This is a genomic window from Microbacterium lacus (genome assembly GCF_044794305.1).
Lineage (GTDB): Bacteria > Actinomycetota > Actinomycetes > Actinomycetales > Microbacteriaceae > Microbacterium > Microbacterium lacus_B.
Genome location: NZ_CP084996.1, coordinates 541,802 through 562,060 on the forward strand (window position 1 = coordinate 541,802; position 20,259 = coordinate 562,060).

The window sequence follows — 20,259 nt, forward strand, 5'->3', positions numbered from 1 at the left end:
AGTGCTCCCCGCGCCCTCTCGGGTGTTGCACCGCCTCGCGTGCACTTTTCCGCGTCACTCGGTCGCACTCGCGGCACCCGTCACGCCCTCACTTTCGAATCCCGGGCGTGTCGCGGCAAGGGTGAGGCGCTCCTCGCACAAATGAGGCGCTCGTGAGGCGATGCTCTCAGGGCACCAGCGCCTCACCTTCTTCCGCGGAATCCCGGGGCAAAATGGCAATGTGAGGCGGTGAGGCGGTGCTCCCACACCACTAACCTCTAAGGCTCCCCCGGCCCCCTCGGGTGATGCACCCTCTCGTGTTGCACCGGCCCGCGAGAAATCTTCGGCGATTCGTGGGCAACCCGGTCATGTGAGGCGTCCTTTCCTCACATGACCGAATCTGACCCCCTCGCCGCTTATGTCGTCGACGCCGTCCTCGGCGAGCATGAGTTCGCCCGCGCCGACGGCACCATCGTCACCATTCCCCTCGACCCTGGCGCGCCCTACCGTGCCACACCCGTCAACGAGCTCGGGGCAACGGTCACGCGGCTCGTGTGGGAGAGCGCTGGCTCTGAGCTTCCTATGCACGAGCTCGCCGCCGTCACCACGACCCTCGCGGCCATTGCGAGCGCCGCCCCTGCGCGTCGCGTCGCTCTCCGAGCCGCCGAGACCCGCGATGGTGTCGTCCTCGACCTCGCCGACCGTGACGAGGTGCGCGGTGCGATCCATGTGACCGCGTCGGGCTGGGAGCGTGTCGACCCGCGAGAGGTCGCCATCCTGTTCGGGAGCACATGCGCTACCGAGGCCCTGCCCATACCCACGCGCGAGGGGTCCCGCGACATGCTCGCCGAGCTCCTGGGCCTCTCGCCGAGCTCGGTGGAATTCCGCCAAGTCTGGGCGTGGCTCGTGTGCGCGTTGTTCGCCTCGATGCCGCGCCCCCTGCTGACCGTCACCGGCCCACAAGGCGCGGGCAAATCGACCCTCGCCCGCATGGTCAAATCCGTCATCGACCCGGCGCTCGGGCGCACGGGCCGCGAGGGCGGACTCGGCCCCGCACCGACCGACGACGAGGCCACCAACACGACGACCGCCGAAAGCCACTTCGTGCCCGCCTGGGACAACGTCGCGCGCGTCTCGGGCGACACCGCCGACTGGCTCGCGTCGCTCGTGACCGGCGCCACGACGATCCGCCAAGCCGCCGCGGGGCCGTCCGTGCTGACCCTGCGACGTGCGGGCATCATTACCGCCCAAGCCACCCCGGGCGGTCTCGCCGCCGACGTCACCGAGCGCCTCGTCACCGTCGACCTCGACCGCATCCCCGCATCCGCCCGCCGCACCGAGCGCGCACTCTGGGACGAGTTCCACGCCCAGCACGCCGCCATCCTCGGCGCGCTCCTCGACGACGTCGCGGGGGTGCTCGCCAACCTCGACCGCGTGAGCTCCACGGGCGTCGAATTGTCGAGGCTCGCCGATTACCACGAGCACCTCGTCGCCCTCGACCTCCACCACGGCACCGACCCGCACCAGCCCGAGAGCTACGCGGCCACCTATGCGGCCAGCGTCGCCGCCGACGAGCTCACCGCCGAGGACGCGTTCCCCGTCGCGGTCGCCAACCTCGCCGCGGGAGGGTGGGAGGGTACCGCCACCGAGCTCCGCGACGCGCTCGCCCCGGCTCGCCCCACCCGTGCGGGCGCGGTCTGGCCGAGCGGACCCTCCCAGACCTCTGCCGAGCTCTCACGACACGCCGAGGCGCTCAGAGCTCTCGGCGTCACCGTCCGCCGCACCACCCGCGACGGCGGACGCCGCCGTCTCTACGTCCTCGACCGAAACCTGACCGCGATGCCGACGCCATGAGCGCGGCCCCGCCCGGGTGCCCACGATGCCCCACCGGGGCATCGTGGGCACCCGGGCGTCTATCTATATCGAAGAGAGAGTTACGTAACACCGCCGAGGAGGCGCCCATGACATTCGAGTTCACATGCGCATCGTGCGGGCAAACGTTCACCGCCGCGAGCCGCTACGCCGCGACCTGTAGCGGCAAGTGTCGAAAGCGCCGCCACGACGCGCACCGCCGCGTCACCGAGGCGCGCCGAGCCGCCCTCGCCGCGGACCTCACCGCCCTCGCCCACGAGTCGCTCACCGGCCCGCTCGCCGCGTAGCACCCGCCCCCTAACTCCCGCGCCGTCACCCGGCGACGCGGACTCGCTCGCCCGCCTCACCGCCGGTCGCTCCGGCACGAGGGACAGCGAGCACACCCCGCGCCGGTCGCTCCGGCACGGCCCCCGCGGCTCTCCTGCCCCGCTCGCGCGGTAGGAGGCCGCACCCCTCGCACGCGCACATCACCCCACTCCTAGCGCCCCAGGCGGGCGCCTACACCGTGGGGCGTGTAAACGGCACAACCCGACGACCTCGCCAGGCGCGAGACGTCACCACCGCTAGACGCGGCTCCACCCATTCATCGGGCGCCACTGTGCGCTCACTCTCCCTAGGAGCCCGCCACCATGGCAAACAACTTCAATCTGGACATCGAGCAAGTCGCCCAAATCGCCGCCAAGCTCACCGGGCGCGACTTCAACCTCGCGGCCCTCATCAGCCGCGACGTCGAGGCCGCGTTCAACCCGGGAGCCGGTAACAAAATCCGGGTCTCGGTGCCCGCGGCCATCCCGACCCGCACCCGCGGCGTCTACGACAAGACCACGGCACTCGTCGCCGACGAGCTCTCCGAGCAATTCATCGAGGTCACCCTCGCGGATCACGTCTACAACCTGGCCGTGCTCTCCGATGGCGACCTCTCGCTCAACATCACCGAGTACGGGCGCCAAGTCCTCGCACCCCAAACGCGAGCCATCGCCGCCAAGATCGAGGCACTCACCGCCGCGACCATGTCGGCAACGCCCGCCGCGGTAGGGATCACCTACAGCGCCGCCGCCCCGGCCAAGGCGTTCACCGCCGCGCGCCGCGTGCTCCGTGACAACGGCGTGCCCGGCGATGCGATCCTGCGAGCGGCGGTCGGTTCGTCCGTCTACGCCGACCTCCTCGATGCTCCCGTCGGGCACGGTTTCGACGCCGACGGCAAGGTACGCGGTTTCACCGTCGTCGAGTCCACCCGGCTCGACGCCGAGGACATCGTCGCGTTCATCCCGCAAGCGTTCACGCTCGTCGCTCGCGCGCCGCTCGTGCCCGCGGGCGCGGCATACGGCGCGAGCATCGTGACGCCGGTATTCGACGACGAGAACGGCGCACAATTCGCCATTCGCGTCATCAACGACTACGACAGCAACGTCGCCGCGGATCGGTCCCTCGTGGGCACGTTCTGCGCGGTTCAGGCGATGCCGCTGGCCGTCGACCAAGAGGACGGCAACGTCGAGCTCGTGGCACACGGCGGCGCTGTCCGCATCGCTACCGGCGCGTAGCACCCCGACGCCCCACGGCGTCACCCCGCGAGCTCGCCCTCGGCCCTCACCGGCCCGGGGCGAGCTCGCACCTCCGACAAAGGACACACTCATGCACCCCACGACCTCCATGCCGCTCACCGACCCGACCGGCACCCGCCGAGCGGCGTTTCTCAAGCTCGTCCGCGATGAGGACATCATGCGCTCGCTCGACAGTGTCGACGACGACACGCTCGTCACCATAGGTACGGGGCTCGCCGTCGAGGCATTCGAGGGGCGATGGATCGGCACCCGCGACCTCGCCGTCGCCCGCTTCGGCATCCCCGCCGACGTCGTCGAGCTCCTCGCCGCCGCCGCCCTCACGGCGCTCACGCCCAACATGGGAGCTCTCGTGCTCGCACGACCGAACGAGGCCACCCTCGCCGAGGTCCGCGCGTGGCTCGCGTCCTACGGTTTCAAGGCCACTCCGGCCCACCGCACGACTAAGGGCCAGGGACGCCGCGCATGAGCCGCCGCCCTAACCGCTCCCGCGACACGCGCGTCTCCGTCGACGCGACCCGCGACCGCCGCCGCGTCACCGCCCTCCCGCAACGCGGCGAGACGCCCGCCGCCCGCGATGCCCGCCTCAACGCGCTCCGAGCGACCCTCACCCATGCCTAGCGCCCTGCCCCCGACCCTCGCCGAGCTCGTCGAGCTCGGTGTCAAGGACGACGGCAACGACGCCGCGATCCGCGCCGAGAGTGCGCTCGCCGACGCCACCGAGCTCGCTCTCGCCGAGGTGCCCGAGCGGACCGCCCAGACATGGGCCACAACGGCGCCCGAGCTCGTCCGGCTCATCGTCATTCACGCCGCGCGCCGCCACACCGTGGCGCCCTCCCGCGGCGTCTACCTCACCGACCACGAGCGCGAGCTCGTCCGGCGAGCCCACACTCCCACCCGGGCCAGTCTGAGCGCCTCGCGCTCCTGACCCCCCACACACGTCCTCTCCCGTGACCTCCGCGGCGAGAGGAGCACGAGCGACCTAGCCATAGTCGCTCGTGAGCTCGCGGTCCCTTTCCTCTTTCGGGGACGCGGCGAGTGCACACGGCGACCTTAGAGACCGCGCGGTGTGTGCCCGTGGCCGGGCGTGGTACCCCGGCGCGACGGGCACCCCCTCCCCTCCGAGCGTCGGCGAAAACCCGGCCCTACGTATCAACACCCCTCCCGCTCCCGGCCCCCACCACCGACGGGCGAGAGGCGCACGATGAGGGCCACGCCCTGGGGTCATCGTGAGGCTCGCGGCCCGCCACCCCCACGGGCGCGGCGAGCACCCTCGCGCGGCCATGGTGAGCCGCGCGTGCGCCCGTGTGTCGGTCACTGTCGACCACGCACACGGGCACCTCCGACAGGTCGAGGCGCGTCCGCCATGAGCGCGCCGAGACAGCATGCGGCGAGCCTGTCCTCTCGCGCGGCATGCCACACCTCGGCACCGTCCCCCGGGCCGAGCGCACCGGCCCTCGTCCTCGTCGACGAGAGGCCGGTGCCCCCTGGGGGAGGACTCCCCTACCCCCCTCCGTCGCCGTCCCGGTGCGGCATAGCGTCCCCCCCTCGATACGTATCGTCCGTTTGTTTTTCCGTCAGAAAATCGCGGGCCTATCGAGCCTGTTTTCGCCCCGCAACTAGGAGTACGCACCGCATGAGAAACGACCCCACGCTCACCCGTGAGAGCCGCCAATGGATCAACCAACGCAACTGGGGCGGCTCCCCCGAGCTCCCACACCTCGGCGGGCTCGCGGTCGTCGCCGTCCCGAATGGCTACGGCGTCGCCTCGCTCGAAAGCGTGCGCGCGGGCACCCCCATCCTCGCCGGAACCTGGCCCGCGCCCGAGTACGCCAAACGCTACGTCGAGCACGTCCACAACTTTGGGCGCCCGCCGTACTAACACGATCCCTCGCCCTAGGAGCATCCCCGCATGACTACCAGCTACCCGTCTCCTCCCAAGGTCTCCACTCGACCGCGGAGCGCGCGAGGCACCTTCTCGACTAGTAGCGGAGGGCCAAGCATCACCGCGTGGCGACCCATCCGCGGGGGCTATATCCAGCGATGGAACGGGCACCAACGACGGAACGAGCTACAACACCGCGTGGTCATCGCGGAGCAATTGGGCCGCCCTCTTCTGCCCTCTGAGAACGTCCACCACCGCAACGGCGACCGCGCCGACAACCGTCTCGAAAACCTGGAGCTCTGGAGCACTACCCAGCCCTCTGGGCAACGCGTCGAGGACAAGGTCGAATGGGCGGTCGAGTTGCTCCGGCTCTACGCCCCCGCGTTGCTCGCGTGAACCCCTCGCACCCCCGCCTCTTTCCCTAGCCCAGGAGCCCCCAACGTGCACCACCCTCGCGCACTTCCCCCTCCGGTGTCCTATCTGGAGACCCGCCTCGGCCTCCCTGAGGGCTCGCTCGACGGCACCGACAAGGCCCGCGCCGAGAACGCCATCGGCGACGCCACCACGCTCGTCCTCGCCGAGGTCGCCGAGACCACCGCCGAGCGATGGCTCACCGCCGCGCCCAACGTCGTCGAGCTCGTGATCCTCAAGGCCGCCCGCCGCGAGTACGAGAACCCCCGCGGCATCTACCAAGAGACCCGCGGCGAGCACTCCGTCGGACTCTCCGAGTCATCCGGCGTCTACCTGACCGCCCGCGAGCTCGGCCAGGTCCGCCGCGCCGCGTCGACGCGCCGCCACGGCGTCGGCTCGCTCCGCACCCCCAGCGCCTACACCACGGCGCTGAGCTCGTCGGCGTGGTTCGCATGACGCGCGCGACCATCACGGGCCGCTACGTCGCCCCCGACGGCACACCCGCGAGCGGCGCCGTGCTCATCGACCCCGTCCGCGTCCTACACCTCTCAGGCGGTGCACACACGCTGACAGTCGTGCCCAAACGCATCCGGGCCGAGCTCGACGCCGACGGCGCATTCACGCGCGAGCTCGTGCCCGCCGAGTACGACGTCACATTCCTCGGTCGCCGCGCGACCATCCCCCGCCGACGCGTCGAGCTCCTCCCGACACACACCGCCGAGGCACCGCTCGACCTCGCCCTCATCGGTGCATGCACCCTATGAGCTCCGCGCCGAGCCCTGCCCCGCCCACCGCATGACCAAGGCCCCGGCCTCCTCGATGTATGAGGAGCCGGGGCCTTTCGTCGTTTCGTGGTCTACGCCGCCGCGCGCACGCTTCCCGCGCCATCGAGCTCGTCCGCAACTCGGACGATATCCACGACATCGCGCGGCCCCAGCACGGCGAGCGGGAATGATGACCCCGCGCCGGTCGCAGAGTCGAGCACGGCGACCATGTGCGCCCACCGCGCGACCGCGTCGTCGAGGTTGTCCTCGCCTCGCGGCGCGTCGACCTTGCGCACGACCCGCCCAGCGAGCTCGGCCAGTCCGTCGACGCCGTGCCGACTGATCGCCACGTCGACTACCTCCGCGAGCGCACGCCGCCAGGCCAGCACGCGCCGCGGGCACTCGGACTCGTCGAGGCGCAACCCTCCGGCCCATACACGGGCGGCGGTCTCGACACGACGCCACCCGTGGCGGGTAACAGCATCGGCGAGGACGAGAGACTCAGACATTTGGTTCACCTTCCGGCGCCCATCGTTTGGGCGCTACCTCGGGTGAGATTAACAGGCAACACCGCTCCAACGCACAACGGGAAAGACGCGCGCAAGTCGACTTTCGCGGCGGTTGTTGACGCTCTACCCGCGACACATATGTTGCGGAATGCGTTGAAGGAATCTCCACTTGGTTGGTTCGGAGCCGCAGGGGACCTCGCTCACCACCACCCCCTGCGCCGCGATGCGCTCGATGAGATGCGTGTGCCCTGCAGGATAGGCGCGCTCCACACCGCCCGCCAAAAGCGCGACGGTCAGACCGCCGACCGCGAGAGCGGCGCGGTGGGCCGCTCCGTCGATGCCGTAGGCAGCGCCAGAAACGATGGGAACGCCGCTGCCGGCCAGATCTGCGGCCAGTTCCATCGCAACGTGCTCTCCGTAGGACGTGGCCGCTCGCGCTCCGACGATTGCCATCGAGGGATGCAACCGCGCCAGCGCGCCCACATCCCCTCGCGCCCAGAGACAGAGCGGCGCGTGGGCGTCGAGGTCACCGAGTTGGATCGGCCACTCGGGGTCACCCGGAATGACCATGCGCACGCGCGCCGCCGATGCGAGCCGGAGCGCCGTGTCGACTGCGGACGACTCGAGACGAGGCGTCCACCGTCGGAGGGCCTGTGTGCGCTCCTGCTTCGGGACGTGAGCGTAGTTCGCGAACGAGCCGTCTTCCACCGCTCTGAGCGCGCCGACTGCGCCCTTCTCCGCAATCAGTCGGCCTGCTGTGCCGTCGCCGGGCTCGGTGAGCCGGTTCCACACGGCGATCGCCAAGCGCTCGACAGCGGCATCGTCATCGTCGAGGTAGTGGTCCGGAACCAGACCCCTCAGGATGCGCCGCGCCGTTGCCGGAGTGAGATCGAAATGGTTCATGCCATGAGTCCCTTCTTCAAATAGAGAGCGCGCCCGATGTCGTCGACGCCCAGCTGCGGTCGCCCTGCCAGATCGGCGAGCGACCAGGCCACCCGAAGCACGCGGTCGTACCCGCGCAACGTGAGCGCGCCGCGGTGGAGCGCCGCGTCGAGCGGGCGACGCACCGCCGGGACCGGGGCCGCAGGTCCTTCGCGCAACCACGCCCCCGGGACGTGCACATTCACGGCCCAGGGGGTGTCTCGCAGGCGATGCGCGGAACGGGCCCGTGCCTCGACAACTCGCTGGCGCGCTTGCGCAGAGGTGACTGCGCTGGGCGCCCGTGAGATCCCGGCCACCGTGACGCGGGCGAGCGTGAGCTCGATGTCGATCCGATCGAGCAGGGGCCCCGACAGGCGGCCCATGTACCGTCGAATCGCCATCGGCGTGCAGGTGCAGTTCGCTCCGCGCATGCCGTAGTTGCCGCACGGACACGGGTTGGTCGCCAGGACGAGCTGAAAGCGCGCGGGGAACATCGCCGACACGCCCGCACGGTGGATGTCTATCGTGGCGCTCTCCAGCGGCTGGCGAAGCGCATCCAACGCGCTCGCGGCGAACTCTCCCGCCTCGTCGAGGAAGAGCACACCGTCGCTTGCACGCGAGATAGCCCCGGGACGAACGATTCGCGACCCGCCCCCCACCAAGGCTGCGACACTCGCGCTGTGGTGCGGCGCTTCGAACGGCGGCATGCGGGTGAGCGCGCGAACAGGCCTCCCGGCGAGAGAGCGAATGGATGCGGTCGACAACGCCGCGCGATCGTCCAGATCGGGCAGGATCCCCGGCAGTCGACGGGCGAGCATTGTCTTTCCTGCGCCGGGAGGTCCGCACATCATGAGGTGATGCCCACCTGCCGCGGCGACGATCAAGGCCTCGACGGCTTCGGGCTGGCCGACGACATCTGCCAAGTCGATGGGGGCTTCCGGCGCCACTTCCTCCACCGGAACGGTGATGGCTTCGACATGCGGGAGTTCGATCGTGGACCCGTGCAACACAGCGACCTCGGCAAGGCTGATCGCTCCGATGACCGTGATGCCGTCGACGAGCGATGCTTCCTCGAGGTTGGCGTAGGGAACCACGACACGTGAGTGGCCTGCGCGCGCGGCAGCGACCACCGAGGGCAGCACGCCGGGAATCGGACGGAGGCGTCCATCGAGCCCCAACTCGCCCAGATGGACGGTGGAGGCGATGGATGCAGCATCCATACCGCCTTCAGTGGCGATCGACGCGATCGCTATGGCGAGGTCAAAACCCGACCCCTGCTTCGGCAAGCTGGCGGGCGACAGGTTGACCGTGAGTCGACGTCGGGGAAGGGAGAGCCCGCTGTTGCCGCACGCGTTGTGCACCCGCTGGACTGCTTCGCCCAGCGCCTTATCGGCGAGGCCGATGATCTTGAACTGTGGCTCCTGATTGGACAGGTCTGCTTCGACCTCGACCATCGCGCCCTCAACACCCACCAGCGCGACTGACCAGGTACGTGTCGTCTTCATCGGACGTCGAGATCCGGCAGAAGTTCCAACTGGGCCGTCGCAGGATCGGGCCCGATCAGTCCCAGAGCTGCGAATCGCAGTCGCCGTCCCTGCACGAGGTCACGGTGCTCGGCGATCCAGGCGACGCCGACACGCCACATCCGCGCGCGCTTCGCCGCGCTGAGCGCTTCGAATGGATGCCCAAATGCCTCAGACGTGCGGGCCTTGACCTCGACCACGACAATCTCGTCGCGGCTGAGCGCGACGAGATCGATCTCTCCGGCGCGACAGCGCCAGTTGCGATCGATGATCGTGAATCCGGTGGACTCGAAGTGATGGGCAGCGCGGTCTTCTCCCGCGCGCCCGAAGTCGTCTTTGGCTGCCATGCACCCAGCGTGCGGGTGCGCGTATGGCCACAGTCACCGGATGTCGGCATCTGTCGGTAACCCGACCGATCACCGCGTTGTTAGGGAATGGATGCGGGTCGCAAACCGGCTCAGGTGTCGAGCGAAAGCTCTTCCGGAAGGTGGAAATCGCGACGAGTGAGCTCCTCGACGTTGACGTCCTTGAACGTGAGTACTCGCACCGCCTTCACGAACCGGTCGGCACGGTAGATGTCCCAGACCCAGACGTCGGTCATCGAGATCTCGAAGTAGAAGTCGTGCTCTGTATCGCGCCGCACGACGTTCACTTCATTCGCGAGGTAGAACCGTCGCTCTGTCTCAATCACGTACTGGAACTGCGAGACGACGTCCCGATACTCCTTGTAGAGCGCGAGTTCGAGTTCGCGGTCATAGTCTTCGAAGACTTCGTCATCCATGGTGATTCCATCTTATGAGTCCGTCGGCCGCGCGGACACCGCGCTCAGAACAGGGTCTGCGGAATCAACGACCAACTGGCGCGATGATGCGCGCTGATCCCATGAGTTCTGATCGCCTCGCGGTGTTCGGAGCTCGCGTACCCCTTGTTGCGCGCCCACTCGTAGACCGGGAGGTCGTCGTGGAGGCCGGTCATGAGGCCGTCGCGAGCGACCTTGGCGATAACGGATGCTGCGGCCGCGCTGGCACAGTCACGGTCGGCCTTGATAACCGGACGTATATCGAGCCCGACTGCGCCTGCCGGGGTGATGTAGTCGTAGTTTCCGTCGAGAATGACCACGGCATCTTCGGGAACGAATCCGTGGGAACGCAGGTCGGCGAGGGCGCGGACTGTCGCGAGCCCCAGCGCTCTCATGATGCCGATCTCATCGATCTCTGTGGCGCTTGCCCATCCCACCGCACTGGCCGAGACCCATGATGCCGCGCGGGCTGCGACCTCGGGTCTGCGATGTTCGGGCACGAGCTTGGAGTCGCGAAGCCCCTTCGGCACGCGCTTGCGGGATCTTGGGGCATCGATGACGACCGCCCCGACGGCGACGGGGCCTGCCAGAGCTCCGCGCCCCACCTCATCGCAGGCGATCAGGAGAGGATGCTCGCGCAGCAGCCGCCGTTCAAGCGTGAGCCTCGGCTCGGTCACTGTCACCGAGCCGAGTCTTTCGCGGGTTCCTCGTCAGCGGGGTCCGGCACGCTGGCGAAGACGTCATGATGGAAATCGAGCGACCCGAACCGGTCGAGCGGCCATGTGATCACGAACGCACGCCCCACGACGTTCTCGATCGGAACAAAGCCCTTGCCCGGCTGGTCGGTGTTGTAGCGGGAGTCCTTGGACCGGTATCTGTTGTCGCCCAGCACCCACAGGCTTTCCGCCGGGACAACGACGTCGAAGGAGTCTCCGGATGCTGCCGCGTCGCTTGAGGGCACCTCGATGTAGTTGGTCTCGTCAATGGGAATGCCGTTGACCGTGATCTGGCCAAGCGCATTGCAACAGACGACATGGTCTCCCGGCATCCCGATGATGCGCTTGACCAGGTGGTCGTCGCTGTCGGGAGCGGAGAGTCCGACGAGGGACAGCGTCCAGTCCAGCGCCTCGATCAGTGGCGGGCGCGCCGGCGCGTTCGAGGGGGGAAGCCAACCGCCGGGATCGCGGAAGACGACAATGTCGCCGCGGTCGTAGCCTCCGAACCGCGGCGTGATCTCGTCCACGAAAATGCGATCGTTCACCATGAGTGTGTTCTCCATCGATCCCGACGGGATGTAGAAGGAGCGCACCACGAACGTTTTGACCAGGAAGGACACGAGCACCGCAACGAGCACGATCACCAGCACGTCGCGCAGAAACGCCCAGCCGCCGCGTGAGCGACGGGCTGTCGCATCCGCCCGCGAAGGTGAGGAAGGGAGCGGCTCTGTCAGCCCCGTCTTCTCGGTCGTCATGGAGTTCCTTGCCCGACCGTCAGGCATGACATGTCGCCCTACAAGGGTGCCACACAACGACGAAACCCCGGACCGTAAGGTCCGGGGTTTCGAGCGAGAAGGACTTAGTTGTCGCGCTTCTCTTTGATCTTGGCCTTCTTGCCGCGAAGGTTGCGCAGGTAGTACAGCTTCGCGCGACGCACATCACCGCGGGTTACGACCTCGATATGGTCGATGACAGGGCTGTGGACCGGGAAGGTACGCTCAACGCCGACCTGGAAGCTGATCTTGCGGACCGTGAAGGTCTCGCGCACGCCGTCGCCCGAGCGACCAATCACGACGCCCTGGAACACCTGGATTCGCGAGCGGTTACCTTCGGTGATGTTCACGTGAACCTTCACGTTGTCACCGGGGCTGAACGAGGGGATGTCCGAGCGCAGCGATGCTGCATCAACGGAATCGAGGATCTGCATGATCTTTTCTCTCTGCGGCCGCCACAGGTCGACCGCGGGAAGTAATGGGAAGGAAAGTTCGTGTGCCCGAGGCCGACAGCATCAAGCTATCCGCGGACTCCCCTGAGGCAGAGTCTGGTCAGGGCACAAATATCCATTCTGCCATGGATACGGCACTCGACAAAACGCGTGCCTAAGGCGTGGGGTTGCTCTTCTCGGTGACCACGATCACGTTAGGTTGCGCAGTGCTTGTGCGCGGAGGAGCAGTGTCCATGGGCGGCAAGTACGCGACGCCTTCGGTCGTATGGAGTAACGTCACGCTCGGCTTTGCCTCACGCCACAGCTGCCACAGCTCCAACCAGAAGAGTCCGAGACCCACGAGGATCGTGGTCACCATCGTCGGCGCCCACCAGTCCTGAACGAACAAGCCGAGTGAAATGACGAGCGCGTGCCACACGGTGAAACCGAGAACATCCCACCACGACACGGCACGCGACGTACGAACGGTGCCACGTGCGCGCACCAAGAGGGTCAGGACGAGCTGCCAGATGAAGACTCCGGGGATCGCAAGGAAGAGTACCCACAAGAACGCCCAGCCGCCGGCGCCTGTGATGCCCCACCCGATGAGCAACCACAGCGGCAAGACGAAGGCGGCAGGGATGAGCCAGCCGAAGAAGACTCGACGCAACAACATGGATCGATGCTACGCCGGTGACGCGCGCGGTGGGTGTGAGGTCGGCGAGAATAGAGAGAACGAGAGGACTCACCTGAATGATCGAGTTGCGAACCCCTGCCGAAATCGAAGCGATGAAGCCGGCCGGGCGCTTCGTCGCAGAGACGCTGGCGACCCTGCGGGATGAAACTCGCGTGGGCACCAACCTGCTCGCGATCGATCGCCGAGCTCATGACATGATTCGCCGCGCGGGCGCGACGTCGTGCTACATCGATTACCACCCCTCGTTCGGCGCCAGCCCCTTCGGAAAGGTGATCTGCACTGCGGTCAACGACGCCGTCCTGCACGGCCTCCCCTTCGACTACGACCTCAGGGACGGCGACCTGGTCACGCTGGACTTCGCCGTCTCGGTGGACGGTTGGGTCGCTGATTCTGCCGTCTCCTTCGTTGTCGGGAGTCCGCGCGACGAAGACCTCGCCATCATCGACACGACCGAGCGGGCACTGGATGCCGCCATCGCGGCGTCGGTGGTCGGCAACCGCATCGGCGACATCTCAGCAGCGATCGCCGAGATCGCCTACGCCGACGGGTACTCGATCAACACAGACTTCGGCGGCCACGGCGTCGGCCGCATCATGCACGGCGATCCTCACGTGCCCAACGACGGCAAGGCGGGTCGGGGCTACCCGCTTCGCGCGGGCCTTGTCATGGCGCTCGAGCCGTGGTTCCTGCAGACGACGGACGAACTCATCACCGATCCGGACGGCTGGACTCTGCGCTCCGCCGACGGATCGCGCGGCGCTCACTCCGAGCACACGATCGCCATCACCGAGACCGGCCCGGTAATTCTGACGGACCGCTCCTTCCTCGGCGTGGACTGACCGAAAGAACCCCTACTCGGTTAGGAGATCCGGTCGACGCTCGCGCGTACGAACCAACTGCTGGTCACGCCGCCACTGGTTGATGAATGCGTGATTGCCACTGCGGAGCACGTCCGGGACCTCGTACCCGCGCCAGTCCGCGGGTTTGGTGTACGAGGGGTATTCGAGCAGGCCCTCCTCGTGTGACTCCTCGACCAGACTTTTCGGGTTTCCGACGACTCCGGGGATCAATCGACCGATCGCCTCGATCATCGCCATTGCGGCGACTTCTCCTCCGTTGAGAACGTAATCCCCGAGGCTGATAAGGCGTACCTCGCCCAGGGTCCTCGCATACTCGAAGACCCGCTCGTCTATGCCCTCGTATCGGCCACAGCCGAAAACAAGCTGCGGAGCGTCGGCGAGTTCGCGTGCCGTGTTCTGCGTGAACCGCTCGCCGGCAGGCGACGGGAAGATGAAGATCGGCGGGGTTGCAGTATCCGCCAAGATGGCATCGAGTGCCAAGCCCCAGGGTTCCGGTTTCATGACCATTCCGGCACCGCCGCCGTACGGGGTGTCGTCGACCGTGCGGTGGCGATCGAGGGTGTGATCGCGCAGGTCATGCACGCGCACATCGAGGATGCCGCTTCCGCGGGCCCTGCCCAGCAGCGAGACTTCGAGTACGTCGAAGAACGAGGGGAAGATCGTAACGATGTCGACGCGCATGCTTCGAGTCTAGAGAGCGCTTGTTCCCGCGAGAATTTGCCTCAGCCCAAGGTCTCGGACGCGCCGGTACCGACGATATGCACCCGCACGTTGTTGGTGGAGCCGGCAACCCCGGGAGGCGCCCCCGCCGTCATCACGACCCGGTCACCGACTTGCGCGAGTCCGTGACCCAGCAGCGTGTCGTCGATGATAACGACCAACTCGTCGGTGTCTTTCCCACGAGGAACGAGGTAGGTCTGCACACCCCAGTAGAGCGCGTTGCGTGCGCGTGATCCGGGGAGGTCGGTGAAGGAGATGATCGGCACTGCGTGACGAAGTCTCGACATGCGGCGAGCAGTGTCACCCGATTGACTGAAAACGCACACGGCGGTGGCATCGACGAACTCGGCGATGCTCGCGGCCGCCAACGTGACCGCACCGGCTTGCGTTCGTGGCTTCGTCCCGAGCGCAGGAATGCGCGAGAGTCCGTGAACCTCGGTCGACTCAACGATGCGGGCCATCGTCTCCAGCACAACGACCGGATGGACCCCCACGCTCGTCTCACCTGAGAGCATGACGGCATCCGCACCGTCGATGACGGCGTTGGCGACGTCGGATGTCTCTGCCCGCGTGGGAACGGGGTTCTGGATCATCGACTCGAGCATCTGCGTGGCAACGATCACTGGCTTCGCCCAACGCCGAGCGAGCTCGATCGCGCGCTTCTGCACGATCGGGACGGCCTCCAAGGGCAATTCGACCCCGAGGTCACCGCGCGCCACCATGACGCCATCGAACGCATCGATGATCTCCTGTAGATTGTCCACCGCCTCGGGCTTCTCGATCTTGGCGATGATCGGAAGGTCACGCCCCTCCTCAGCCATGATCACCCGAGCGCGATGAGCATCCTTCGCAGCACGGACGAACGACAGCGCGATGATGTCGGCACCGAGCCGAATTGCCCACCGGAGGTCGCGCTCGTCCTTCTCACTCATCGCCGGGGTGGACACCGCCACACCCGGAAGATTGATTCCCTTGTTATCCGATACCTCGCCGCCGACGACCACCTCGGTGCGCACGCGTACACCGTCGGTGTGCACCACTCGGAGGCGTACCTTTCCGTCGTTGATGAGGATCGTGTCGTCTGCAGTCACGTCGGTGGCGAGCTGAGGATACGTCGTTCCGACGACCTCGCGGGTACCCACGACATCTTCGGTCGTGATCGTGAATTCATCGCCGGGTGAGAGCATGTGCGGTCCATCCGCAAAGCGCGCGAGTCTGATCTTCGGGCCCTGCAGATCGACGAGAATCCCGACCGCGCGGCCCGTGGTCTCGCTCGCGCGGCGAACGTGTGCGTACATCTGCTCGTGAACGGAATAGTCGCCGTGGCTCAGGTTGAGGCGGGCGACATCCAGTCCCGCCCCCACGAGCGACTCCACAACGGAATAGTCCTCCGTTGCGGGGCCGAGTGTGGCCACGATCTTCGCACGACGCATGCAAACCTCCCGAGGAACTCTCGTTCACTCTGCCGCATCGCGAGGGGATGCGGGTTACGTGCGGATGTCGGATTCGTATCGATACCCGAGTGGAACGCCGAACCGGGGGGCTCAGGAGGTCTTGTCGGCGGCAGGTTCGCCGGATCCGGCTTCGCCGGCTCCAACCTCGTCAGCATCGCTCTCGTCGCCGGCAAGCTCTTCGAAGAGTCCGGGGGGCGGTGTGACGATGACACGACCTGCAGCGATATCGACCTCGGGCACGATCGCCTTGACGAACGGCACCAGAATCTCGTTGTCGGCGTCGGCGGCGGAACGCACGATCAGGAGGTCCTGCGAGGGCATGTGCTCCACGCGGATCACGCGACCCACGGTCGTGCCGTCGCGGACGACATCGAGCCCGACCAGCTGGTGGTCGTACCACGCATCGTCTTCGGCCGGGGTGGCGGCAGCATCCTCATCAATCCACAGAATGGCGCGCACGAGTGCTTCTGCCGCATCGCGATCATCAACGCCTTCGAAGAACGCCACGGGGTGGCTGTTCATGAAGCGGAACTCCCGGACGGTGAGCGGCTTGCCATGCCAGGGGGATGCCTCGGGCACCTGCAACGTGAATGTCGCACCAGGGACGAAACGACCCTTGGGGTCGTCGGTGTACAGCTCGATCTTGAGTGCGCCCTTGAGTCCGTGCGCCTTGACGAGACGACCCACGCGCAACTGTGTGCGGCCGGTCGGTGCGGGCGACGACATCAGTCGTCCGCGACGTCAACGCGGACGCGACGCCCGTCGGCGAGCGCGCTGATCAGCGCGCGCAACGCCTTTGCAGTGCGTCCGCCGCGCCCGATCACGCGACCACGGTCATCCGGGTGCACGTGCACCTCGAGGACGTCACCGCGGGGCGACGTCGATGAGTGGATGCGGACATCGTCCGGGTGATCGACGATCCCCTTGACGACGTGCTCGAGCGCGGCGGAGAGCACAGCGACTACTCTGCGTCGGTCGCGTCGGCGGCCGGAGCCTCGTCAGCGGGAGCCTCGACAGGCGCTTCGGCCTTCTTCTCGGCCTTGGGCTTGACGACGGACTTCTTGGACGCGTCGATCTCGAAAGGCGCCTTCGGCTCCTTGACCTTGACGGTCGAGACGGCGTTCTTGTCGCCCTTGAACTTGCCCCAGTCACCGGTGAGCTTCAGCAGCGCGGCGACCTGCTCGGTCGGCTGTGCACCGACGCTGAGCCAGTACTGTGCACGGTCGGAGTTGACCTCGATGAACGAGGGCTCTTCGGTGGGGTGGTACTTGCCGATTTCTTCGATGACACGACCATCGCGCTTGGTCTTCGAGTCAGCGACGACGATGCGGTAGTACGGCGCGCGGATCTTGCCCATGCGCTTGAGACGGATCTTGACAGCCACGATTCTCCTGAATGTGTGGAAGTGAACGAACTGATCGCCTGGAGGTGGGGTTGCACACCCGGCGGAAGCTCAAAAGGAGGACGAAGATGCTGGATAGAGGGTCGAGCATCACGTCCGACCAATAATTCTCTCACAGGGCCGCCGGTCTCGCGAACACCTCAGGAATACGTCGCTTCGACGCATCCGCATGCCAAACTGTCCGAATGACGGTGCCCTTCGCGACTTCTGCGCGGTCTTCGGTCGGACTCGAGTGGGAGTTGATGCTCGCCGACGGAGAGACAGGCGACCTCGCACCGCGGGCCCCAGAAGTGCTCGCTGTGTTGGAAGAGCAAACGGCTCTTGAGCGCTACACGGTCACCGGAGAACTGCTCACGAACACGGTTGAGGTCACCAGCGGCATCGGCGGCACCATCGCCGCGGCAGTAGATGACATCGCCGATGCGATAGCGGCAATCCGCACGGTGACCAATCCGATGCAGGTTGAGCTGCTCTGTGCCGGCAGTCATCCGTTCGCCCAATGGTATGACCAGCAGGTCACTGACAAGACCCGGTATCACAAGCTCATCGAGCGCACCCAATGGTGGGGGCGCAACATGATGATCTGGGGGATTCATGTGCACGTCGGCGTGGAAGACGTCAACAAGGTCTTCCCGATCATCAATGCTCTCGCGGTCTACCTTCCGCACCTTCAAGCGCTCTCGGCCTCCAGCCCGTTCTGGGCAGGTGAGCGCACAGGCTACGCATCCAACCGCTCCCTGGTGTTTCAGCAGCTCCCCACCGCGGGTCTGCCCTGGCCGTTGCAGAACTGGTCGGAGTTCGAGGGCTATCTCGGCGACATGGAACGCACCGGCGTGATGGCGGATGCCTCCGAAGTGCGGTGGGACATCCGCCCGGCTCCCCGCTGGGGAACCATCGAGGTCCGCGCGTGCGACGGCATGTCGACCCTGCCGGAGCTTGCCGCGGTCGCCTCGCTGGTCCAGGTACTCGTGGAGTACTTCTCGCGGCAGCTCGACGAGGGGCGTGAACTGCCTACGATTCAGCCGTGGTTCGTGCGCGAGAACAAGTGGCGCGCGGCACGCTACGGACTGGATGCGCGGGTCATCGTCGACAGTGCGGGAACGCAGATGCCTGTGCGTGACCACCTTCGCGAAACCATGGCACGCGTCAGCGACATTGCGGGTGATCTGCATTGCGCGCGCGAGTTCGCAGGACTCGAGACGATCATGACGCAGGGCGCGAGTTATGCGCGCCAGACGATGGTCGCGGATGCCGCGGACGGCGACCTTCGTGAGGTCGTGCACCACCTCATCCGCGAGTTCCGGGCAGGCCCCACCCTGCGCGAACACCTCGCCGCCCTCGGGCACTAGGTGCCGCGACTGGCGGCGCTCCGGCAGTGAGCTGGTTCAGCCCTTGCCGAGCAGCTTCTGCAGTTCGGCGAGGTCAGCTTCGCTCGGCGCACCCTTCGCGCCCGAACCGCCGAGGCCGAAGCCTGACCCGGTCGGTGCGGCAGGAGCCTGAGCGGCGATGCCGGCGTTCTCTTGGGCGCGCTTGGCGGGGTTGCCCGACCGTGAGCCCTTCGACTTGACCTGCTTGCCGCGCTTCGCGGAGGCTCCGGGGCGGGAACCAGGGATCGGACCCATGCCGGGAATGTTCGGCGTGCCGCCGCGGGCGACGGTCTTCATCATCTTCGCGGCCTGCTCGAAGCGGTTGACAAGCGCGTTGACCTCGGTCACCGTCATGCCCGAACCGCGCGCGATGCGCAGGCGACGTGATCCGTTGAGAATCTTGGGGTTGCGACGTTCACCCAACGTCATCGAGCGGATGATCGCCTCGGTGCGGTCGATCTCCTTCTCGTCGAAGTCTTCGAGCTGTTGCTTCATCTGGCCCATGCCCGGCAGCATGCCGAGCATCTTCTTCATCGAGCCCATCTTCTTGAGCTGCTGCATCTGCTCGAGGAAGTCCTCGAGGGTGAAGTTCTCGGTCGCGAGCTTCTCGGCCATTTTCATGGCCTCTTCCTCGTCAAAGGCCTGCTGGGCCTGTTCGATGAGGGTCAGGATGTCGCCAAGATCCAGGATGCGGCGCGCCATGCGATCGGGGTGGAAGGCTTCAAGGTCGTCAAGGCCCTCACCGGTGGAGGCGAAGATGATCGGGCGACCGGTGATCGAGGCGACTGACAGCGCCGCTCCACCCTTGGAGTCGCCGTCAAGCTTGGAGAGCACGACACCTGTGAAGTCGACGCCCTCTTGGAAGGCCTTCGCCGTATTCACGGCATCCTGCCCGCTCATCGCGTCGATGACGAAGAGCACCTCGTCAGGGTCTGTGGCCTTGCGGATGTCGGAGGCCTGCTTCATCATTTCGGCGTCGACGCCGAGGCGTCCGGCCGTGTCGATGATGACGATGTCGTGCTGCTGACGACGGGCGATCTCGACGCCATCGCGCGCCACGCGCACCGGGTCGCCGGTGCCGTTGCCGGGCTCGGGCGCGTAGATCGCCGCACCCGCCTGCTGCGCGACGACCTGAAGCTGGTTCACGGCATTCGGGCGCTGAAGGTCTGCGGCAACGAGAAGCGGAGTGTGGCCGTCCTTCTCGAGCATCTTGGCGAGCTTTCCGGCGAACGTGGTCTTACCCGAACCCTGCAGGCCGGCGAGCATGATGACCGTCGGCGGGTTCTTCGCGAACTGCAGACGGCGCTGCTGACCACCGAGGATCGCGATGAGCTCTTCATTGACGATCTGCACGACCTGCTGGGCAGGGTTCAGGGCTCGGTTGACCTCGTCGCCGAGCGCGCGCTCGCGCACCTTCGCGGTGAAGTCCTTGACGACCGCGAGGGCGACATCGGCGTCGAGCAGCGCGCGCCGAATCTCGCGAACGGTCCCGTCCACATCTGCGGGGGTCAGCTGACCCTTCTTGCGCAGGTTGCGGAAGGTCTCGGTAAGTCGGTCGGAGAGTGTGCCGAAAGTCGCCATGATCCCCCAAGTTTACGCGAGCACGGGCGCCCTACC

At 66.8% G+C, this 20,259-nt stretch carries 27 protein-coding genes; 12 read left to right on the top strand and 15 right to left on the bottom strand.

Translation table 11 applies throughout. From position 1 onward, the window contains the following. Nucleotides 1-369: 369 nt before the first annotated feature. From LG299_RS02690 to LG299_RS02735, 10 genes are all read left to right on the top strand, one after another. The gene (locus tag LG299_RS02690; RefSeq protein WP_404433278.1) at nucleotides 370-1,833 is read left to right on the top strand and encodes a hypothetical protein; all 1,464 of its coding nucleotides are present in this window, start codon (nucleotides 370-372) and stop codon (nucleotides 1,831-1,833) included. Between the two features lie 107 nt (nucleotides 1,834-1,940). After that, a complete protein-coding gene (locus LG299_RS02695; RefSeq protein WP_404433280.1) occupies nucleotides 1,941-2,138 on the top strand; it encodes a hypothetical protein in 198 nt (65 codons plus the stop codon). Between the two features lie 342 nt (nucleotides 2,139-2,480). Then, on the top strand, nucleotides 2,481-3,392 hold the full coding sequence (locus tag LG299_RS02700) for a hypothetical protein (protein ID WP_404433282.1): 912 nt from the start codon (nucleotides 2,481-2,483) through the stop codon (nucleotides 3,390-3,392). A 91-nt stretch (nucleotides 3,393-3,483) separates the two neighbouring features. Further along, on the top strand, nucleotides 3,484-3,879 hold the full coding sequence (locus LG299_RS02705; RefSeq protein WP_404433284.1) for a hypothetical protein: 396 nt from the start codon (nucleotides 3,484-3,486) through the stop codon (nucleotides 3,877-3,879). Then, a complete protein-coding gene (locus LG299_RS02710) occupies nucleotides 3,876-4,031 on the top strand; it encodes a hypothetical protein (RefSeq protein ID WP_404433286.1) in 156 nt (51 codons plus the stop codon). The genes LG299_RS02705 and LG299_RS02710 overlap by 4 nt, the downstream gene beginning before the upstream one ends. Then, nucleotides 4,024-4,338 (top strand): hypothetical protein, encoded by a 315-nt coding sequence (locus LG299_RS02715; protein ID WP_404433287.1) that lies wholly within the window; start codon nucleotides 4,024-4,026, stop codon nucleotides 4,336-4,338. Before LG299_RS02710 ends, LG299_RS02715 begins: the two co-directional genes overlap by 8 nt. Before the next feature lie 708 nt (nucleotides 4,339-5,046). Further along, on the top strand, nucleotides 5,047-5,292 hold the full coding sequence (locus LG299_RS02720; RefSeq protein WP_404433289.1) for a hypothetical protein: 246 nt from the start codon (nucleotides 5,047-5,049) through the stop codon (nucleotides 5,290-5,292). 201 nt (nucleotides 5,293-5,493) lie between these two features. Next, entirely contained in the window at nucleotides 5,494-5,691 is a 198-nt protein-coding gene (locus LG299_RS02725; RefSeq protein WP_404433291.1) for an HNH endonuclease, read from the top strand. A gap of 45 nt (nucleotides 5,692-5,736) precedes the next feature. After that, nucleotides 5,737-6,162: a hypothetical protein gene (locus tag LG299_RS02730; protein ID WP_404433293.1), complete on the top strand. Its 426-nt coding sequence runs from the start codon at nucleotides 5,737-5,739 to the stop codon at nucleotides 6,160-6,162. After that, entirely contained in the window at nucleotides 6,159-6,470 is a 312-nt protein-coding gene (locus tag LG299_RS02735) for a hypothetical protein (RefSeq protein ID WP_404433295.1), read from the top strand. The genes LG299_RS02730 and LG299_RS02735 overlap by 4 nt, the downstream gene beginning before the upstream one ends. 92 nt (nucleotides 6,471-6,562) lie before the next feature. Here the strand turns inward: LG299_RS02735 and LG299_RS02740 are convergent, their stop codons facing one another. From LG299_RS02740 to LG299_RS02780, 9 genes are all read right to left on the bottom strand, one after another. Continuing rightward, on the bottom strand, nucleotides 6,563-6,979 hold the full coding sequence (locus tag LG299_RS02740) for a hypothetical protein (protein ID WP_404433297.1): 417 nt from the start codon (nucleotides 6,977-6,979) through the stop codon (nucleotides 6,563-6,565). Between the two features lie 123 nt (nucleotides 6,980-7,102). Next, nucleotides 7,103-7,882, bottom strand: coding sequence for a DNA-processing protein DprA (locus LG299_RS02745; protein ID WP_404433299.1), 780 nt, complete (start codon nucleotides 7,880-7,882; stop codon nucleotides 7,103-7,105). Beyond that, nucleotides 7,879-9,405 (bottom strand): YifB family Mg chelatase-like AAA ATPase, encoded by a 1,527-nt coding sequence (locus LG299_RS02750; RefSeq protein ID WP_404433301.1) that lies wholly within the window; start codon nucleotides 9,403-9,405, stop codon nucleotides 7,879-7,881. The genes LG299_RS02745 and LG299_RS02750 overlap by 4 nt, the downstream gene beginning before the upstream one ends. Continuing rightward, nucleotides 9,402-9,770, bottom strand: coding sequence for a YraN family protein (locus LG299_RS02755; protein ID WP_404433303.1), 369 nt, complete (start codon nucleotides 9,768-9,770; stop codon nucleotides 9,402-9,404). The genes LG299_RS02750 and LG299_RS02755 overlap by 4 nt, the downstream gene beginning before the upstream one ends. Before the next feature lie 110 nt (nucleotides 9,771-9,880). After that, complete coding sequence (locus LG299_RS02760) at nucleotides 9,881-10,204, bottom strand: DUF2469 family protein (protein WP_404433305.1); 324 nt, start codon at nucleotides 10,202-10,204, stop codon at nucleotides 9,881-9,883. Nucleotides 10,205-10,248: 44 nt separating this feature from the next. Then, nucleotides 10,249-10,905 carry a ribonuclease HII gene (locus tag LG299_RS02765; protein WP_404433307.1) on the bottom strand — a complete coding sequence of 219 codons (657 nt, stop codon included), beginning with the start codon at nucleotides 10,903-10,905 and terminating at the stop codon, nucleotides 10,249-10,251. After that, a complete protein-coding gene (gene lepB / locus LG299_RS02770) occupies nucleotides 10,902-11,693 on the bottom strand; it encodes a signal peptidase I (RefSeq protein WP_404433309.1) in 792 nt (263 codons plus the stop codon). The genes LG299_RS02765 and lepB overlap by 4 nt, the downstream gene beginning before the upstream one ends. 104 nt (nucleotides 11,694-11,797) lie before the next feature. Beyond that, nucleotides 11,798-12,145: a 50S ribosomal protein L19 gene (rplS, locus tag LG299_RS02775; RefSeq protein WP_404433311.1), complete on the bottom strand. Its 348-nt coding sequence runs from the start codon at nucleotides 12,143-12,145 to the stop codon at nucleotides 11,798-11,800. 172 nt (nucleotides 12,146-12,317) lie between these two features. Further along, entirely contained in the window at nucleotides 12,318-12,818 is a 501-nt protein-coding gene (locus LG299_RS02780; RefSeq protein WP_404433313.1) for an MFS transporter permease, read from the bottom strand. Nucleotides 12,819-12,895: 77 nt separating this feature from the next. Here LG299_RS02780 and map point away from each other — a divergent pair, with 77 nt between their 5' ends. Further along, complete coding sequence (gene map, locus LG299_RS02785) at nucleotides 12,896-13,678, top strand: type I methionyl aminopeptidase (RefSeq protein WP_404433315.1); 783 nt, start codon at nucleotides 12,896-12,898, stop codon at nucleotides 13,676-13,678. 12 nt (nucleotides 13,679-13,690) lie between these two features. Here map and trmD read toward each other — a convergent pair whose 3' ends face one another. From trmD to rpsP, 5 genes are all read right to left on the bottom strand, one after another. Next, nucleotides 13,691-14,380 (bottom strand): tRNA (guanosine(37)-N1)-methyltransferase TrmD, encoded by a 690-nt coding sequence (trmD, locus tag LG299_RS02790; RefSeq protein ID WP_404433317.1) that lies wholly within the window; start codon nucleotides 14,378-14,380, stop codon nucleotides 13,691-13,693. A 41-nt stretch (nucleotides 14,381-14,421) separates the two neighbouring features. Beyond that, entirely contained in the window at nucleotides 14,422-15,852 is a 1,431-nt protein-coding gene (gene pyk, locus LG299_RS02795; RefSeq protein ID WP_404433319.1) for a pyruvate kinase, read from the bottom strand. Between the two features lie 111 nt (nucleotides 15,853-15,963). Beyond that, nucleotides 15,964-16,599, bottom strand: a complete 636-nt coding sequence (rimM, locus tag LG299_RS02800) for a ribosome maturation factor RimM (protein WP_404433321.1) — start codon at nucleotides 16,597-16,599, stop codon at nucleotides 15,964-15,966. Beyond that, on the bottom strand, nucleotides 16,599-16,829 hold the full coding sequence (locus LG299_RS02805) for an RNA-binding protein (protein WP_404433323.1): 231 nt from the start codon (nucleotides 16,827-16,829) through the stop codon (nucleotides 16,599-16,601). The genes rimM and LG299_RS02805 overlap by 1 nt, the downstream gene beginning before the upstream one ends. Nucleotides 16,830-16,834: 5 nt before the next feature. Next, entirely contained in the window at nucleotides 16,835-17,257 is a 423-nt protein-coding gene (rpsP, locus tag LG299_RS02810) for a 30S ribosomal protein S16 (protein ID WP_404433325.1), read from the bottom strand. Nucleotides 17,258-17,460: 203 nt separating this feature from the next. On the opposite strand from rpsP, the gene LG299_RS02815 reads away from it, so the two are divergent. Next, nucleotides 17,461-18,624, top strand: coding sequence for a glutamate--cysteine ligase (locus LG299_RS02815; RefSeq protein WP_404433327.1), 1,164 nt, complete (start codon nucleotides 17,461-17,463; stop codon nucleotides 18,622-18,624). A 36-nt stretch (nucleotides 18,625-18,660) separates the two neighbouring features. Here the strand turns inward: LG299_RS02815 and ffh are convergent, their stop codons facing one another. Continuing rightward, the gene (gene ffh / locus LG299_RS02820; RefSeq protein WP_404433329.1) at nucleotides 18,661-20,223 is read right to left on the bottom strand and encodes a signal recognition particle protein; all 1,563 of its coding nucleotides are present in this window, start codon (nucleotides 20,221-20,223) and stop codon (nucleotides 18,661-18,663) included. Nucleotides 20,224-20,259: the final 36 nt, after the last annotated feature.